The organism is Limnobacter sp. (assembly GCF_036846585.1).
In the GTDB taxonomy this organism is placed as follows: Bacteria; Pseudomonadota; Gammaproteobacteria; order Burkholderiales; family Burkholderiaceae_B; genus Limnobacter.
In genome coordinates this window covers 1-15,622 of the sequence record NZ_DAIUBR010000029.1, presented here as the reverse complement: position 1 = coordinate 15,622, position 15,622 = coordinate 1, and the positions used below count along the sequence as shown (strand labels likewise).

General features: G+C 52.0%; 15 protein-coding genes and 1 riboswitch. Of the genes, 8 read left to right on the top strand and 7 right to left on the bottom strand.

Features of this window, described 5'->3' with window-relative positions:
• Window positions 1–27 precede the first annotated feature (27 nt).
• Together V7028_RS12310 and V7028_RS12305 are read right to left on the bottom strand one after the other, a co-directional pair.
• Window positions 28–1,638 (bottom strand): methyl-accepting chemotaxis protein, encoded by a 1,611-nt coding sequence (locus V7028_RS12310; RefSeq protein ID WP_334120380.1) that lies wholly within the window; start codon window positions 1,636–1,638, stop codon window positions 28–30.
• Window positions 1,639–1,670: 32 nt separating this feature from the next.
• Window positions 1,671–2,642 (bottom strand): cytochrome-c peroxidase, encoded by a 972-nt coding sequence (locus tag V7028_RS12305; protein WP_334120379.1) that lies wholly within the window; start codon window positions 2,640–2,642, stop codon window positions 1,671–1,673.
• Between the two features lie 210 nt (window positions 2,643–2,852).
• On the opposite strand from V7028_RS12305, the gene V7028_RS12300 reads away from it, so the two are divergent.
• Entirely contained in the window at window positions 2,853–3,728 is an 876-nt protein-coding gene (locus tag V7028_RS12300) for an alpha/beta fold hydrolase (RefSeq protein ID WP_334120378.1), read from the top strand.
• A gap of 199 nt (window positions 3,729–3,927) precedes the next feature.
• Here V7028_RS12300 and V7028_RS12295 read toward each other — a convergent pair whose 3' ends face one another.
• The 4 genes from V7028_RS12295 to V7028_RS12280 all read right to left on the bottom strand — a co-directional run bounded on the left by V7028_RS12295 (window position 3,928) and on the right by V7028_RS12280 (window position 8,957).
• Window positions 3,928–5,373 carry an NAD(P)(+) transhydrogenase (Re/Si-specific) subunit beta gene (locus V7028_RS12295; protein WP_334120377.1) on the bottom strand — a complete coding sequence of 482 codons (1,446 nt, stop codon included), beginning with the start codon at window positions 5,371–5,373 and terminating at the stop codon, window positions 3,928–3,930.
• Between the two features lie 24 nt (window positions 5,374–5,397).
• Entirely contained in the window at window positions 5,398–5,691 is a 294-nt protein-coding gene (locus V7028_RS12290; RefSeq protein ID WP_008249635.1) for an NAD(P) transhydrogenase subunit alpha, read from the bottom strand.
• Between the two features lie 13 nt (window positions 5,692–5,704).
• A complete protein-coding gene (locus V7028_RS12285) occupies window positions 5,705–6,832 on the bottom strand; it encodes a Re/Si-specific NAD(P)(+) transhydrogenase subunit alpha (RefSeq protein ID WP_334120376.1) in 1,128 nt (375 codons plus the stop codon).
• 235 nt (window positions 6,833–7,067) lie between these two features.
• Window positions 7,068–8,957, bottom strand: a complete 1,890-nt coding sequence (locus tag V7028_RS12280; protein ID WP_334120375.1) for a TonB-dependent receptor — start codon at window positions 8,955–8,957, stop codon at window positions 7,068–7,070.
• A gap of 232 nt (window positions 8,958–9,189) precedes the next feature.
• Window positions 9,190–9,394: riboswitch (cobalamin riboswitch) on the bottom strand.
• Window positions 9,395–9,453: 59 nt separating this feature from the next.
• Here V7028_RS12280 and V7028_RS12275 point away from each other — a divergent pair.
• A complete protein-coding gene (locus tag V7028_RS12275; protein ID WP_334120374.1) occupies window positions 9,454–9,969 on the top strand; it encodes an NUDIX hydrolase in 516 nt (171 codons plus the stop codon).
• 5 nt (window positions 9,970–9,974) lie between these two features.
• Window positions 9,975–11,042, top strand: coding sequence for a tRNA 2-thiouridine(34) synthase MnmA (gene mnmA, locus V7028_RS12270; protein ID WP_442918739.1), 1,068 nt, complete (start codon window positions 9,975–9,977; stop codon window positions 11,040–11,042).
• A gap of 57 nt (window positions 11,043–11,099) precedes the next feature.
• On the opposite strand, the gene V7028_RS12265 is transcribed toward mnmA, so the two are convergent.
• The gene (locus V7028_RS12265; protein WP_334120373.1) at window positions 11,100–11,711 is read right to left on the bottom strand and encodes a glutathione S-transferase C-terminal domain-containing protein; all 612 of its coding nucleotides are present in this window, start codon (window positions 11,709–11,711) and stop codon (window positions 11,100–11,102) included.
• 191 nt (window positions 11,712–11,902) lie between these two features.
• Between V7028_RS12265 and purB the strand changes: the two genes are divergently transcribed.
• The 5 genes from purB to V7028_RS12240 form a co-directional block, all read left to right on the top strand.
• Window positions 11,903–13,279, top strand: a complete 1,377-nt coding sequence (purB, locus tag V7028_RS12260) for an adenylosuccinate lyase (RefSeq protein WP_334120372.1) — start codon at window positions 11,903–11,905, stop codon at window positions 13,277–13,279.
• A 112-nt stretch (window positions 13,280–13,391) separates the two neighbouring features.
• Window positions 13,392–13,838, top strand: a complete 447-nt coding sequence (locus V7028_RS12255) for a prepilin-type N-terminal cleavage/methylation domain-containing protein (RefSeq protein WP_334120371.1) — start codon at window positions 13,392–13,394, stop codon at window positions 13,836–13,838.
• Window positions 13,831–14,319 carry a prepilin-type N-terminal cleavage/methylation domain-containing protein gene (locus V7028_RS12250; protein ID WP_334120370.1) on the top strand — a complete coding sequence of 163 codons (489 nt, stop codon included), beginning with the start codon at window positions 13,831–13,833 and terminating at the stop codon, window positions 14,317–14,319. The genes V7028_RS12255 and V7028_RS12250 overlap by 8 nt, the downstream gene beginning before the upstream one ends.
• Window positions 14,312–15,034 carry a hypothetical protein gene (locus V7028_RS12245; RefSeq protein ID WP_334120369.1) on the top strand — a complete coding sequence of 241 codons (723 nt, stop codon included), beginning with the start codon at window positions 14,312–14,314 and terminating at the stop codon, window positions 15,032–15,034. The genes V7028_RS12250 and V7028_RS12245 overlap by 8 nt, the downstream gene beginning before the upstream one ends.
• Window positions 15,031–15,622 (top strand): hypothetical protein (locus V7028_RS12240; RefSeq protein WP_334120368.1); only part of this gene is annotated, 592 nt, incomplete at its 3' end. The genes V7028_RS12245 and V7028_RS12240, both read left to right, overlap by 4 nt.

Genomic DNA, 15,622 nt, shown 5'->3' with positions numbered 1-15,622 from the left:
CTCTCCTTTAACGATTCAAAATATAGTTCAAGCCAAACCGAGCCTGTAACCCGACACAGACTCTTTCAATACGCCGAGCGTGTCAGTGGTATTCAGGCTGACGGCCTGCAACGAGGTTTTCAAATCAGCGGTTTGGCTCAATAGCGACTGCATACATTGCATGCTTTTTTTGGTCGACTCAACTTGCTGAAGCCACATCACTGTTTGACTAACCGTTTCTTCAACCTGGCTGGCCACTTCGGAATTACTGACAAGAATCTGCTTGCTGTTCTGACTGACTTGGGTGGCAGAGTCGTTAAACCCCGCCATGGATTGCCGGGCAATACCCAGCGATTCCATTGTGCCCGACATGCCTTGTGCAATCTCGGCGATCAATTCATTGATCTTTTGGGTGGCCTCGTGACTGGTCTCAGCCAGACGGCGTACCTCGTCGGCAACCACAGCAAAACCCCGGCCTTGCTCACCTGCGCGCGCTGCTTCAATCGCCGCGTTCAGTGCCAACAAATTTGTTTGTGAGGAAACCTTGCCGATTTGATCACTGAACTCAGCAACTTTCTTGATTGATTCTTGCAAAACGGATGCCCGGTCACTACACCGAAGCATTTCGCGAGACAGCCCTAACGCCTGTTCCGATACCGCGCAAATCAATGCTTCAGAAGCGCGAACCTGTACCAGGCTTTCATGCACTTGCCCCGCTGTGTCTTTCAACGATTCAGCGGTACCCGCTGAAGCTTGCCCCAGTTGGCAAAAAATCTGATCAAGCGTATTTGCATTGCGCAACAACTCGTCAGTATTGCCCTCGATCGTGCCGGAAACTTCAGAGACATTCAGAATTGATTGCTCAAGGCGCTTGCATTCTCGCGTTACCGCATCAATTGTGTTGGCCAATGTTGTCACGGCGATTTCGAGACCCTGCCCCATTTCCGCAAGCTCGTCGCGCCCCAGCCCACTGATTTTTTGTTGCCTCAGGTCGCCTTTGGCCAAGCGGGAAACCCAATGTTGAACCAGCTTCAATCGCCCGACAATTGAACGAGCCAGCCACACTGAAGCGGCAAACTGCACAAACAGAACAAGCAACAGACTTGCCAGAGCAATGACCATCGTCACAATCAATTGATCCTGCACCTCACGTGACCGAATTACGCTTGTCTGTTGAACCGTTTTTTCATATTGTTTCGCCAGATCTGACATGGCTTGAATTTCGGGTTTGATACGTTGATAGCCTTCAAAAGCCTCATCTGCCTTCCCCTGCCGGGACTTGACTACAACTTGCATTCGCAAGGGTTTCAAGCGCTCGTGCTGCGCAATTAACTTCGTTAGAATGTCACCACCATCGGAAAAAACGACCGAGTTCTGAAAAATTTCCTCAAGCTGCGAAGTAATGCGCACCGTGTCAATTGCTGCAGCGCGAATTTCATCTGCCTTGCCGGAATACACCACCTTGATGAGCGCCTTTTCAACCTCAACCAAGGTCAAATTGGTAGTAGCTGCCAAAGATTGCTGGGCATTGCTTTCTTGATAACCCGCATCCAGACTTCTCATCAGGGTATTGGCATGCCACCCCGCCACGGCACAAATGGTCAGTAAAATCGCTGCATTGCAACCCGCCTGCACTACAAGTCGCTTAAAAATTCCCATGATTATGTAAGTTCCTGTTTGTCAAACTGCCTTCAAGGCAGACGAGGCACATCAAAGGACCGGGGGGCGGCAGACAAACCATACAGAAACTCAACAAGATCCTGTTTCTCAAGTTCATTCAACTCAATGGGAAACATGTTGGGTGACAAATTGGTTTTGTCATCACCACCCCGCGCATAGTGATCAACCACTTCGATCAGAGTGCCAGATGAACCATCCCGGAAATAAGGCGCTGTATTGGCTATATCCCGAAGTGGTGGTGTCTTGAACGCACCTTTGTTAACTTTCACTTTACGAATCAAGTACCGACCCACATCGTCGGCTGACCCGCCGAACTGTGAAACACCAATGTTGTGAAACCCGCTGTCGGTAAAATTGGGGGCGGAATGGCAAGTCACACACATGGCTTTTCCCTTAAACAACTGAAAGCCTCGCCATTGCGACCGGGACAAAGCCCCTTTGTCCCCAGCGAGCCATCGGTCAAACGGGGTGTCATTCACCACCACCGTACGCTGGAAATTTGCAATGGCTTTGGCCATGGTGAACTTGTTAATATCCTCGTCGGGATAAGCTTTTTTAAACATGTCGAGATAGCCCGAATTGCTTCGCAAAAACCCCAAAACCGAATCGAAATCCGTGTTCATCTCGTCTTTCGACTCCATCGGACCCAAGGCTTGCGACTCCAGGCTGGGATGCCTGCCATCCCACATCAAGATTTTGTTGTAAGCCACATTGGTAATAGTCGGGGTAGCACGGGGCAATAATTTGCCGTGATCGCCGCGAGCGGTTTTCAGGCCATCGGACCAACCCAGCGATGGATTGTGGCAAGACGCGCAAGACATATTCCCATTGCGGGAAAGTCGCGGATCAAAAAACAAGGTTTTGCCCAAGGACACACTGGCGTCGCTCAACGGATTCCCTGCGGTTTCCGGAAGCTTGGGCAGAATCCATTGTTGATCTTCCTTGGTGGGTTGAGGCGCATCGGTTTGGTGGGCAAACGCCAAAGATGTTGCAGCCGAAAAGACATACAATGACCAAGTGACGAGAAGTTTAGCGACGTGCTTGATAGTCATTCTGAATTTACTCAATAAATTATTTCAATAAATTGATTTTCGGTTGATTCTTCGGATTACCCATCCCCCAAATTACGAGGACAACGGGTTAACCCTTCCACAACAAGAAGTCACCTTTTAATTGATGCGCTTGATAACCTCATGAACAAACTAAGCTACCCGGTTGTAACCTCCGACGGCATTGCCATTCAAATGATTCGCTGGTCGCAAAGCTGTGAAAAACCCCACCTGCACTGGGCACACGCCACTGGCTTCAACGCCAGAACGTATACCCCTTTGTTGCGTGAACTACTGCCCCACTTCGATGTGCACACTTGGGATATGCGCGGACATGGAGAAAGCCGCTCAGCGGCCAACCCAAAAACATTCCGGGGCTGGACCACTTATTACAACGATTTGATTGCCGTGCTGGATCAGGCCAGTGAACCCATGTGGCTGGCCGGGCATTCCATTGGGGCCACCACCAGTTTGGCCGCAGCAGCGCAGCGCCCAGACAAGGTAAAAGGCCTGATTTTGGTTGAACCTGTGCTACTTGACCCCAAACAGGGCTGGGCCTTGCGCCTGGCCAACTGGTTTGGTTTTGCTGACCGCATTGCCATGGCCACCGCAGCAGCACGCAGGCGTGCAAGTTTCGCGTCGCATGAAGAAGCATTTGAAAACTACCGAAGCAAGAAGGCTTTCGGTACATGGAATGATGAATGGTTGAATGCCTATGTGCAGCACGGTTTCATCACAAATTCAAACACAGAAGTAGAGCTGGCTTGTCCGCCAAGCTGGGAATCGCTGACCTTCCAACACACCGAACCCAATGCAGCAAGCTGGATTCGCGACCCCGGTTGCCCTATTCACATTCTTGCGGCGGGCAAGGGCTCTACGTTTCCCTCGACCGCACACGCACGAATTCAAAAGCGACTGCCCAAAGCGCGCATTGAAGTAATTGCAGATGCCACACACTTTTTGCCGATGGAACACACCGCATTGGTGGTGCAACGGATTCGGGAAATGGCAGGGGTTTAATCGTGCGGGCGAAACGCATAAGCAACCATTGAACAGATGGAGCCCGTGGTGCCCTTTCCGCGACATTCAAGAAAGAAAGCCTGCCTGTTTTGATGCTCTCCTTGCGTTCAGGGCTGGGTCTGCAGAAAAAAGGATGGATGAAAAAAGCCTCGCGATTGCTCACGAGGCTTTTCCAGACAAGCCACAAAACCGGCGTTTGTCAGTCGACCGCTTTCACCATGTCTTCAATCACTTTCTTCGCATCGCCAAACACCATCATGGTTTTGTCCATGTAGAACAACTCGTTGTCCAAGCCGGCATAACCCGCGTTCATCGAGCGTTTGTTCACGATAATGGTTTTGGCCTTGTAGGCTTCCAGAATTGGCATGCCAGCGATTGGGCTCTTGGGGTCTTTCGCCGCGGGGTTCACCACGTCGTTTGCACCCAGCACCAACACCACATCAGTTTGCGCAAATTCGCTGTTGATGTCTTCCATTTCGAACACTTGGTCATAAGGCACCTCGGCCTCCGCCAGCAACACGTTCATGTGACCAGGCATGCGGCCCGCCACTGGATGAATCGCGTACTTCACGGTCACGCCCATGTGGGTCAGCTTCTCGCTCAGTTCTTTCAGGGCGTGCTGCGCACGGGCCACTGCCAAACCGTAACCGGGCACAATCACCACAGTTTCTGCATTGGTCAGCAAGAAAGCCACGTCATCAGACGAACCACTTTTCACAGTGCGCTGCTGGCCATCTCCTGCTGCGACTGTGTCTGCCTCGCCACCAAAACCGCCCAGAATCACGTTGAAGAACGAGCGGTTCATGGCCTTGCACATGATGTAGCTGAGAATGGCGCCTGATGAACCCACCAGCGAACCTGCCACAATCAACATGCTGTTGTTCAACGAAAAACCAATGCCTGCTGCTGCCCAGCCTGAATAGCTGTTCAACATCGACACCACCACGGGCATGTCTGCACCGCCGATTGGAATAATCAGCGTAACGCCCAGAATGAACGCGGCAATTGTCATGATGGCAAACGGTGTCCAGCTTTGCGTGATGGCAAACCAGATGCCACAGCCAATCATCACAATACCCAGAATGGCATTGAGTTGATGCTGCCCCGTGAAGCGCACCGGTGCGCCCTGGAACAGGCGGAACTTGTACTTGCCACTTAACTTGCCGAACGCAATCACTGAGCCCGAAAAGGTAATTGCACCCACGAAGGTACCAATGAACAACTCAATTTTGTTGCCCAGTGGAATGTCGAACGTGCCTTTTGCCGTGATGCCAAAAGCATCAGGCTCAGCAACTGCAGCAACTGCAATGGCCACAGCGGCCAAACCAATCATGCTGTGCATGAAGGCCACCAGTTCCGGCATTTTCGTCATTTCAACGCGCTTGGCCATCACTGTGCCCAAGCCACCTCCGACCACCAAACCAGCCAGCACCCAGCCCAAGCCGGTTACCGCTGACTGCCCGGCAATTTCAGCCAGTTTGAACACCAAAGCAATTGTGGTGGCAATAGCAATCGCCATACCCACCATGCCAAAGGTATTGCCCAAACGGGATGTTGTCGGGTGCGAAAGGCCCTTCAAGGCCTGAATAAAACAGATTGACGCCACGAGATATAACAGCGTCACCATATTGAAACTAATTTGCATAAGGTTCTCCAAATCGCTGTTGGGTTACTTGTTCTTTTTCTTGAACATTTCAAGCATGCGGCGGGTGACCAAAAAGCCACCAAACACATTCACTGCGGCCAGCGCAACGGCCAGCACACCCATGAATTTGCCCAGCGGCGTGACGGTCAGCGCGGCTGCCAGCATGGCACCCACAATCACGATTGCGGAAATTGCGTTGGTCACCGCCATCAAGGGAGTGTGCAGCGCGGGCGTTACGTTCCAGACCACGTGGTAACCCACGTAGATGGCCAGTACAAAAATAATCAGGTTGACCACGGTGGGGCTGATTGCGTCCATGTTGGCTCCTTCCTTAAGCGTTTTTGCGTTTGAGTTCGCCACCGGTGCACATCAGGCACGCAGCAACAATGTCGTCTTCCATGTCGATCTTGAAAGCGCCTTCACCATCGAAAACAAGTTTCAGGAAATCGATCACGTTGCGCGCATAAAGTGCGGAAGCATCTGCGGCCACCATGGCAGCCAGGTTTGCATAGCCCACAATTTTTACGCCATTTACGTCGACAATCTCGTTTAGCTGGGAGAAAGGGCAGTTGCCGCCCTGTTCCACAGCCAGGTCAATCACCACCGAACCGGGCTTCATCGCGCGCACGGTTTCTTCGTGCAACAGCGTTGGCGCCTTGCGGCCAGGAATCAATGCCGTGGTAATCACAATGTCGCTTTTGATCGCTTTTTCGTGTACGGCAGCAGCCTGACGCTTCATCCAGCTTTCCGGCATGGGGCGGGCATAGCCACCCACACCTTGGGCAATTTCGCGTTCTTCGTCGGATTCAAACGGCACATCGACAAACTTCGCGCCCAGCGACTCAACCTGTTCCTTCGTGGCAGGGCGAACATCGGATGCTTCAATCACAGCGCCCAAACGCTTGGCGGTTGCAATGGCTTGCAAACCAGCCACACCCACACCAAGAATAAGCACGCGGGCCGCTTTTACGGTACCCGCAGCGGTCATCAACATGGGCATGAAGCGCTGGTACACATTGGCAGCAATCATCACGGCTTTGTAGCCCGCAATATTGGCCTGTGAAGACAGCACATCCATACTTTGCGCACGCGTGGTGCGTGGCGCGGCTTCCAGTGCGAAGGCGGTCAGGCCCGCCTTGTTCATGGATTCAAGCGCAGCATTGTCAAAGGGGTTCAGCATGCCAACAACAACCTGGCCTGCGCGGTAGGCAGACAGCTCGTTTTCAGCAGGTGCGCGCACCTTCAGGATCATGTCGCAGTTGCCGATCACATCCATTGCACGATCAACAATTTTTGCGCCCACTTCTTCATAGGCTTTGTCGGTGATCGAACTGGAAATGCCGGCGCCGGCTTGAACAAATACGTCGTGTTTTTGAGAAATGAGCTTCTTCACCGTTTCAGGCGTAGCGGCTACACGCGTTTCTCCGGACCGCGTTTCGGCCGGGATTCCGATTTTCATGGAACTTCTCCTTGTGGGAAAGCGCTTTTATTTGATGTTTAGGAACTGCAAATACACTGCTGGTGCGGACTATAGCACGGTAGTATCGCCCAATCTAAAGGATAACCACAACCAAACATCTGACAATTATTCATGTCACAATTTGAATTGTGCCTGCATTCCCCGCATTGAGTGCGATCTAAAAAACATCAATTTTGAATGGTGAAGAAAAAATGTGGATCAAGACCATCGAAGCTTAGAACTCTGCATTCAGATTAACGAAGAACGCCCGACCAAATTCTGGATAGATGCCATTGGGGCCAAACTGCGTTCTGTAGTATTGCTTGTCGAGAACGTTTTGAACCTGGAACACAACACTGTAGCTGTCGGCCCTGTAGCGCCAATTCAGGTCAAGCACGCCAAAGCCGGGAATCTGCAAATCAGTATTTGCCGTAGACGACTGATCCGATTGCATGTTCACAATCGCTTCAGTGGACACACTTGCGGTCCAGTCATATTCAGTGGCAACCTTCAAGTTGTGTGCCGCCACCAAAGGGACTCTGCCGCCGCTAAGTGAACCAGATCGGAACTTTGCATCCAGGTACTGATACGCGGCAATCATTCTCAGGTCTTTGCGCAAACTTCCATTCCACTTCAACTCAACGCCTTTTCTGCGCAACTCATCAAGGTTGCTGTTCAAGCCGTTAATAAACAAAGCAGGATCAACAATCGTTGGGTCGAAAAACAACTCATTTTCAACATCCATCACAAACAGCGTGCTGCTGAATTCTCCTGTCCACAATGCGGTTTTCAAACCCACTTCCACTTCGTCTGCAATTTGTGGGTTCAAAAACGGCACGCGTGTGGTGCCCACACCTGCAAAACCATTTTCATTGGCATTGGGAATCCGGAAACTACGCGCCACTTTTGAAAACACAGTCAGGTTCTCTGCAGCTTTCCAGGACGCACCCAATTGGTGGGCCACCAATGAGTAATCCCGCGCTTGGCCACTGGCTTTTTGCTGCTCAGAACGCTCATAACGACTGCCCGCATTCACGCGCAACACCTCATTCACTGTCCAGTCGTCTTCAATGAAAACTGCATTCGATTCAAGTGTTCCGGCGTCGAAGCCTCGCAAAGCGGCTTTTTCAAGGTCGTAGCCCACACGAACAACGTGTGCGCCAGTGCCCTGTGGCAAGGTGAATGTAAGATAAGGACTGATCTGATCTTGCTCGTATTCAGAAAGCGCATTGAACACAAAGCCCCCACCAAAATCGAACGAGCCAAGCGCTTCGTGAGTTCGGCGGCTTACACGCACGCCTGTGCCCCAATCTCCGTGATCCGCGGCACCGTAGAACCGGAAGGTGTTTCTCTCAAATGAGCCAAAATCATTCGGACTGTTCGTTTGCTTCGGGTTTTGCTCAAATTGGGCGCGATTCAGCGAACCGGGAAACCTGGACTTGGATCCCTCCGCAGAAAAAGAGGCGCCCGCACTGTACACATCGCCCTGCCAGTCCAGCGTCAAACTACCCAAGTCGCGGCTCGCCTCGCTGTTATCGCGATAACCATTCGTGAATTCTTTAGAACCATTGAACACCAACGAGAAACCACTTGCCCCACCGTACACAGTAGCGCCCAATTCTTTGGTGTCATAGGAACCATAAGATGCGAATACATCGCCTCCGAAACCCTCACGGCCTCGTCCTTTTTTGGTGGAGATGCGAATCACGCCACCACTCGCACCACTGCCGTAGGCGACAGAACTTCCACCACGAATCACCTCAATGGTTTCAATGCTGCTGACCGGAATACTGCCATAGCGGGGAGTGACACCCTCGTTGTCATTCAGTTTTACCCCATCAACCACAAACACCACGTTGGCCGATGCAGTTTCACCGAAACCACGCAAATCAACAGATGCGCTACGGCTTCCGTCCAATGGTGTGCGCACATTCACCAACGCCAGTTTGGACAGTACATCACGAACCGTGGTGTAACCAGATTGACGAATCTGTTCTGCAGTAATGACCGTGGTTGAAAAGGGCTGGTCCTTCTCCAGTACGGCCGTTTTTGTCGATGACACGAATACCGGCGGCAAAGCGTAGAACGCGAGTTCTTCCTGAGCCTGTGCAGGCAAAGCTGCCAACAAACAAACGATTGGTAATTTTTTAAAATGAATAAACACCTTGAACTCCAGTAAAGCGCACCCACCGCGCAGCAATTAATTCACCGGAGAAGACAGACAACAGGCGAAAGAACAATGCGCGCAACAGAACCTAGGCCACAAGCCAGGAGAAGTCACGGAAAAAAGTTCGATTAGAAGCAATTAGCCGCCTGCGCACTGCATCCCCGCAGCACCAGTCGCTCGCCGGAATGGGACAGGCTGAACGGTCAAGGCCGGTATCCGGGCTTGCAAGTTTTGATGAATCGCCTTCCCAGTCGCTTTGTTCAAGCGTGACTACCAGTGGCAAAATGACTCACCCGCACTTGCTGACCGTTGCGGGGGCAGCGCAGGCTTGAACCTGCTTCCCGTTTAACTGCGCTCAAAAAATGAGCACAAGCACCTTAACCCTGCTATTCTAACGTGTTTTTTTAACTCCCAAACCTCGGCGCACCCTGTTTAGGTAGTGCGATTGAAAGCCATGTCAGAAGTCTGGAAACCCAGCGTTACCGTAGCGGCCATTGTTGAACATCAGGGCAAGTTCCTGATTGTGGAAGAACACACCACCGATGGCATCAAGCTGAACCAACCCGCAGGCCACCTGGATCCAGGTGAAACGCCTCAGTTTGGCGCTGCCCGCGAAACCCTGGAAGAGTCAGCCTGGGAAGTGAACCCCGTGGGTTTGCTAGGCATCTACATGAGCCGCTATACCAGCTCCCGCACACTTGAAGACGTCACCTACCTGCGCTTTGCCTTCGCCGCTGAAGTCGTGAAGCACCACACCGATCGCGCTTTGGACGACGGCATTATCCGCACCCTGTGGATGACGGCTGAAGAACTGCGCGCCACCCAAGACCAGCACCGCAGCCCCCTGGTAATGCGTTGCGTGGAAGACTTCCTGAACTGGAAAGCAGGCAAACAGCCCATCATGCCGCTTGAACATGTGTACACGCACCCCAGCGTGCTTGCAGGCCCGCTGCCGCCAGGCGTATCGTAAGCATTATGGCTAAAACAGTAGTGATTGGCATGTCGGGCGGGGTGGATTCCTCGGTGTCGGCATGGCTGCTCAAGCAGCAGGGTTACAACGTGATTGGTCTTTTCATGAAAAACTGGGAAGACGATGACGATTCAGAATATTGCTCCAGCCGCCAGGATTGGCTGGATGCTGCCAGCGTGGCCGACGTGGTGGGCGTTGACATTGAAGCCGTGAACTTCGCAAGCGAATACAAAGACCGTGTGTTCTCAGTGTTTCTCGAAGAATATTCCGCTGGCCGCACCCCCAACCCCGACATTCTGTGCAACAGCGAGATCAAGTTCAAAGCCTTTCTTGACCATGCTTACAGCCTGGGTGCCGACTACATTGCCACAGGCCACTACGCCCGCGTGCGGGAAATAAACGGCGAATTCCAACTATTGAAAGCGCTCGACCACAGCAAAGACCAATCGTATTTTTTGCACCGCCTGAACCAGGCACAGCTTGGCAAAACGCTGTTTCCACTGGGCGAAATCCAGAAAACCGAGGTGCGTAAAATTGCGCTTGAACTGGGCTTGGCCAACGCCACAAAAAAAGACAGCACTGGCATTTGCTTCATTGGTGAGCGCCCTTTCCGCGAATTTTTGAATCGCTACCTGCCCACAGCCCCCGGCCCCATTCTGAACGACGAAGGCCAGCAAATTGGCGAACATGTGGGCTTGAGTTTTTACACCTTGGGCCAGCGCAAAGGCATAGGCATTGGCGGCCAGAAAGAAGGCAACGGCGAACCCTGGTTTGTCGCCCGCAAAGACCTGAAAAACAACACACTGTATGTGGTGCAGGGGCATGACCACCCCTGGCTGCACCAAAAAACATTGTTGGCCGAGCAGGCACACTACATCTCAGGTCATGCCCCCACAGAAATACACATGGGCTGCAAGGCCCGCTACCGCCAAGAAGACTCGGCATGCGATTTCAGGCAAACCGAACAAGGCTTTGAATTGAATTTCGAAGAAAGCCAGTTTGCGGTAACCCCAGGGCAAAGCGCGGTGCTTTATCAGGGCGAAGTGTGTTTGGGTGGCGGCGTGATTGCATGAAACGCGGCATAAAAAAACCCCGAACCAGTCGGGGCTTTTTTTGCTTTCAATCCTGAATCACTCCGGCTTGGTGTCCTCGAAACTTGGCCGGCAAGCCAGGCGCTCGGAATACTCATTCAATTCCGGGTACAGTTCGCGCCATTTCAATTCAGGCATACGGAAGTCGAGATAAAACAGCGCGCAGCCCACGGTCACATCGGCCAGACTGAATTGCTCGGTCAAGTAAAAACCGGGGGTGGTTTTCACGCGATGCGACACCCAGGCCAAACCATTGTGGATTTTCTGGGTTTGGCGATCAATCCAGGGCTGGCTTACCTTGTCGCCATCGTGGAATTTCTTTTCCAGCAGAATATCCACCGTGGCCTGGCACATGCCCTGCCCCAGCGATTCCATGGTGCGCACCAGGGCGCGGTTATTGGGGTTGGTGGGAAGCAGTGGCACCGTTGGCATCATGTATTCCAGCATGCCGGAAATAACCAATGAATCAAACACGGTTTGGCCACCGTCCAGAATCAGGCAAGGCACCTTGCCCAAAGGGTTGTGGTCGGCAATGCGAGTGTTTTGGTCCCACACATTTTCCAGAACAAACTCGTACGGAATTTCTTTTTCTTGAAGCTGAACGCGTATTTTGCGCACGAAGGGGCTAGTCAGGGATCCCACTAGTTTCATCACAGTTCTCCTAAATACAATCCTGGATGAGATTGCGTCTTGTTTTTTACGATCGGAAAGTGTCTAACAGTTTTACAAATTGAACAAGCAGTATTCCAAAATACCACCGCAGACATCACTCTGTCCAAGCAGTTTTGGGCGGGACGGGTTACAATACAAGGCTTTGAAAAACCTCAATTTTTACCGCCCGCATGATTTCTTCAGACTCTTTAAGTACATTAACCGCAATCAGCCCGCTTGACGGCCGTTACCAGTCCAAAGTGGCCAATTTGCGCCCCCTGTTGTCTGAAGCCGGCTTCATGCACCACCGCGTCATTGTCGAAATTGAATGGCTCAAGGCGCTGGCCAATGCCGGGTTTTCTGAACTACCTGCATTCTCGGCGCAAGCCCTGGTGAAACTGGAATCAATCAAAGTCGACTTCTCGGAAGCGGATGCACAACGCATCAAGGAGTTCGAGGCCACCACCAACCACGATGTGAAGGCTGTTGAATACTTTATTAAAGAAAAATTTCAGGCCGATGAAGAACTGAAAAAATCGGCTGAATTTGTTCACTTTGCATGTACCTCTGAGGACATCAACAACATGAGCCACGCGCTCATGCTGAAAGCAACGCGTGAACAGGTTATTTTGCCGACACTGGACCGCATGGTCACCACCCTGCGCAATTACGCCCACCAGTTTGCTGACCTTCCGATGATGTGCCGCACACATGGCCAACCTGCCAGCCCCAGCACCATGGGCAAAGAATTCGCCAACGTGGTGCACCGCCTGGAACGTGCCATTGCCGCCATCAAGGCAGTCGAGTTGCCAGCCAAAATGAATGGCGCCGTGGGCAACTTCAATGCCCACTTGTCGGCCTACCCGGAATTTGACTGGGAAAATCTAAGCCGCGATTTGATTGAAAGCCTGGGGCTGACCTTCAACCCCTACACAATTCAGATTGAACCACATGACGGCATTGCCGCCCTGATGGACGCGATTGCACGCACCAACACGATTTTGATCGACTTAAGCCGCGACATTTGGGGCTACATTTCACTGGGTTACTTCAAACAAAAGCTGAAGGCCGGCGAAGTGGGTTCATCCACCATGCCACACAAGGTCAACCCCATCGACTTCGAGAACGCAGAAGGCAATTTGGGCATGGCCAACGCCGTGCTGAAGCATTTGGCCGAAAAGCTACCCGTTTCCCGCTGGCAACGGGACTTGACCGATTCCACCGTGCTGCGCAACCTGGGCGTTGGCATCGGTTATGCAATTCTTGCTTACGAAAGCTGCCTGCGTGGCTTGGGCAAACTGGAAGTAAATGAAGCTGCCATTGCAGCCGACATTGACAATGCATGGGAATTGCTGGCCGAACCGGTGCAAACCGTGATGCGCCGCTACGGCCTGCCCAACCCCTATGAACAGCTCAAAGAGCTAACCCGTGGCAAGGGCATCACCCAAGCCGGTTTGAAACAGTTTATCCAGCAACTTGATTTGCCCGAGAACGAAAAAACCCGTTTGTTGGCCATGACCCCGGCCAGCTACATCGGCAAAGCCGCCGAACTGGCCAAGCGCATCTAATCCATCACCCCGAGGCAAACTTCCACCGTTTGTAAGTACCCTGCCTCGGGGATGATCAAACCCAAATATTTCCGCATACTCAAACACATACAAATCCTTTTGGTGTTTGACCATGCGTGCGGGTCTCGGATTTACATTGATTGAAATTGCAATTGCAATTGCAATTGTTGGTATCCTCGCAACCCTTAGCTTCGCAGGGTACGAATCTTCCTGGGAAAAGTCGAACTTTCGCAGCATGCGAGAATTTGGCGTTGAACTTGCGCTAAGCCAGCAATTGCACAGGCAACGCTATGGCCGCTACGCACAAAGCATTTCAAGCAGTGGCAATCCAGACGCCAACCGCCTGGTGATGCCCTCGGCCAGCAAGTACCAAGTCAACATCTCCAGTGCAGACTTCAGGGGTTACCGTGCACAAGTGAAAACGCACAGTAACGACCCAATGCGCTTGCCCACAGATTGCAGAATATTGGTGGTCGAAAGCGACATGGGCATTCAACGCTTCGGCTCCAAATCCGCCACCAACCAAAACACCTCGGACAGGTGCGTTCCTCATGGTTAAGGTGAACCAGGGTTTCACGCTAATGGAATTAATGATTGGCTTGGCAGTTGTTGGCGTGTTGGCAGTGTCTGTAATCCCCAGCATGAATTCCGTTTTGAACAAGCAAACCCTTAAAGTCGTCGTCTCCCGGCTTAACACCTATGTCGATCAGGCTCGCAATTTGGCTGCAATCACAGAATGCCCGGTCAAGATGAGCCTTCGACCCGGCAATGGCGCAGTAAATGTCCAAGTGGCAGTTGAACATGATCCATTCATGAAAGGCTGCACCGCGTGGTACTCGCAAACCAACAACCAAAACAACCGAGAGTTCTCGGCAACCCTCGACAATATCACCCTGGCTAGTGCAGTAAGTCTTCATTTCAACGCCGTGTCGGGCGTACTGGATACACAGAACCAAACACGCCTGACACTGAATTACCGAGACAAGCGTGCGGAGATCACCTACTTGGGAATTGGTAATGGAGTGGTGAGCTATGAGTAGGAAAATGAGGCGATGTTGCGGCACATCCTCGGTCAGCCTGCTGGTTGGCATGGCATTGCTAACGGTAAGCATTACAGGGGCACTCAAACTGATGGGTATCAGCATGCGCGCACAACACAATTTAAACACGGAAAATCTGGTGGACCAAGTCAACCGAATTGGCGAAATTGTCACGGTTCACTTGAATCGTGGTGGCAGTTATCAAAACCCGGATGTCGAAGCCAAGGGCATCCAACTGTGCAGCTTGAAAAACCAGACTACCCAATGCAACGGCTACCAGCCCAACAGCCAAAACTTCTGCTTGAGTATTCCCAGCAGGGTCAGCCGTGGCGGGCGCGATGTGATCAACTTGACCGGTTTTCGCCTGTTCAATGGTGTACTGGCGCAGCGTGAGTTAACCGATGCCAACATGGCGCAATTTGACCATGGGACATTCTGCAACAACAACAACCCGGCTTGGCTCGATTTAAACAACGTACACGACTTCGAGTTCACCAACATTCAATTCTGCAGGTTTCAAGCCAACACGCCTGCTCAAGTGACCAAGAACTACGAGGTGAATTGCAACTCGGTGATCGAGAACAGCCCGGAATCCAACATGTTCTGGATCGCCATGTTCAAGGCCAAAATTGGCAACAACATGGCCGAAGGGCAGTACGAAGAGGCGAGGATTATTCACTTGCTTAACACCACGCGGGTAAGGATTGGATCATGAGAAAGTGGCCCAACTTACAAGCGAAATTTCAAACCGGCGCACTCGGCGTATTTATTTGCGTGGTCTTGGTGATTGTGTTCGGACTTATCAGCCTGCAAAACGTCACCACTACAAGTTTGGACCTGTATTTGTCTAACTCCAAGCAACACATTGAAGAGGCACGCCAACTGGCTTTTGCCGGCCTTCGCCACTACACCCACAACTTTGGCAAAGACGAAGCCATTCAACAGTTGATTGATTCTCACCGAGGCAATACAACGATCATTGGCGAATGCTCACTGACAGAAGCGCTGCCTGAAACGCTGAGTCCACAAGTGCAACTGGCCAGCCCAGACACCCCAGACGACAACCGCCAGGACATTGTCATTCGCGGCATCATTGTGCCGTACAACTGCGATCATGCAATTTCAGACGACAACTACCGCGCCACTTTTGAGATCGTGGCCAGCGTGAATTGTTCAGGAAGCAATGGTGTGGAATCGGGCTGCGTGAAACGGTCATTTGTGTTCAATCGCGAGGACAGCAACGGACTTTCCTACACCCCGATTCAAACACCACCACCGCCACCGCCACCTCCCGATCCCAACC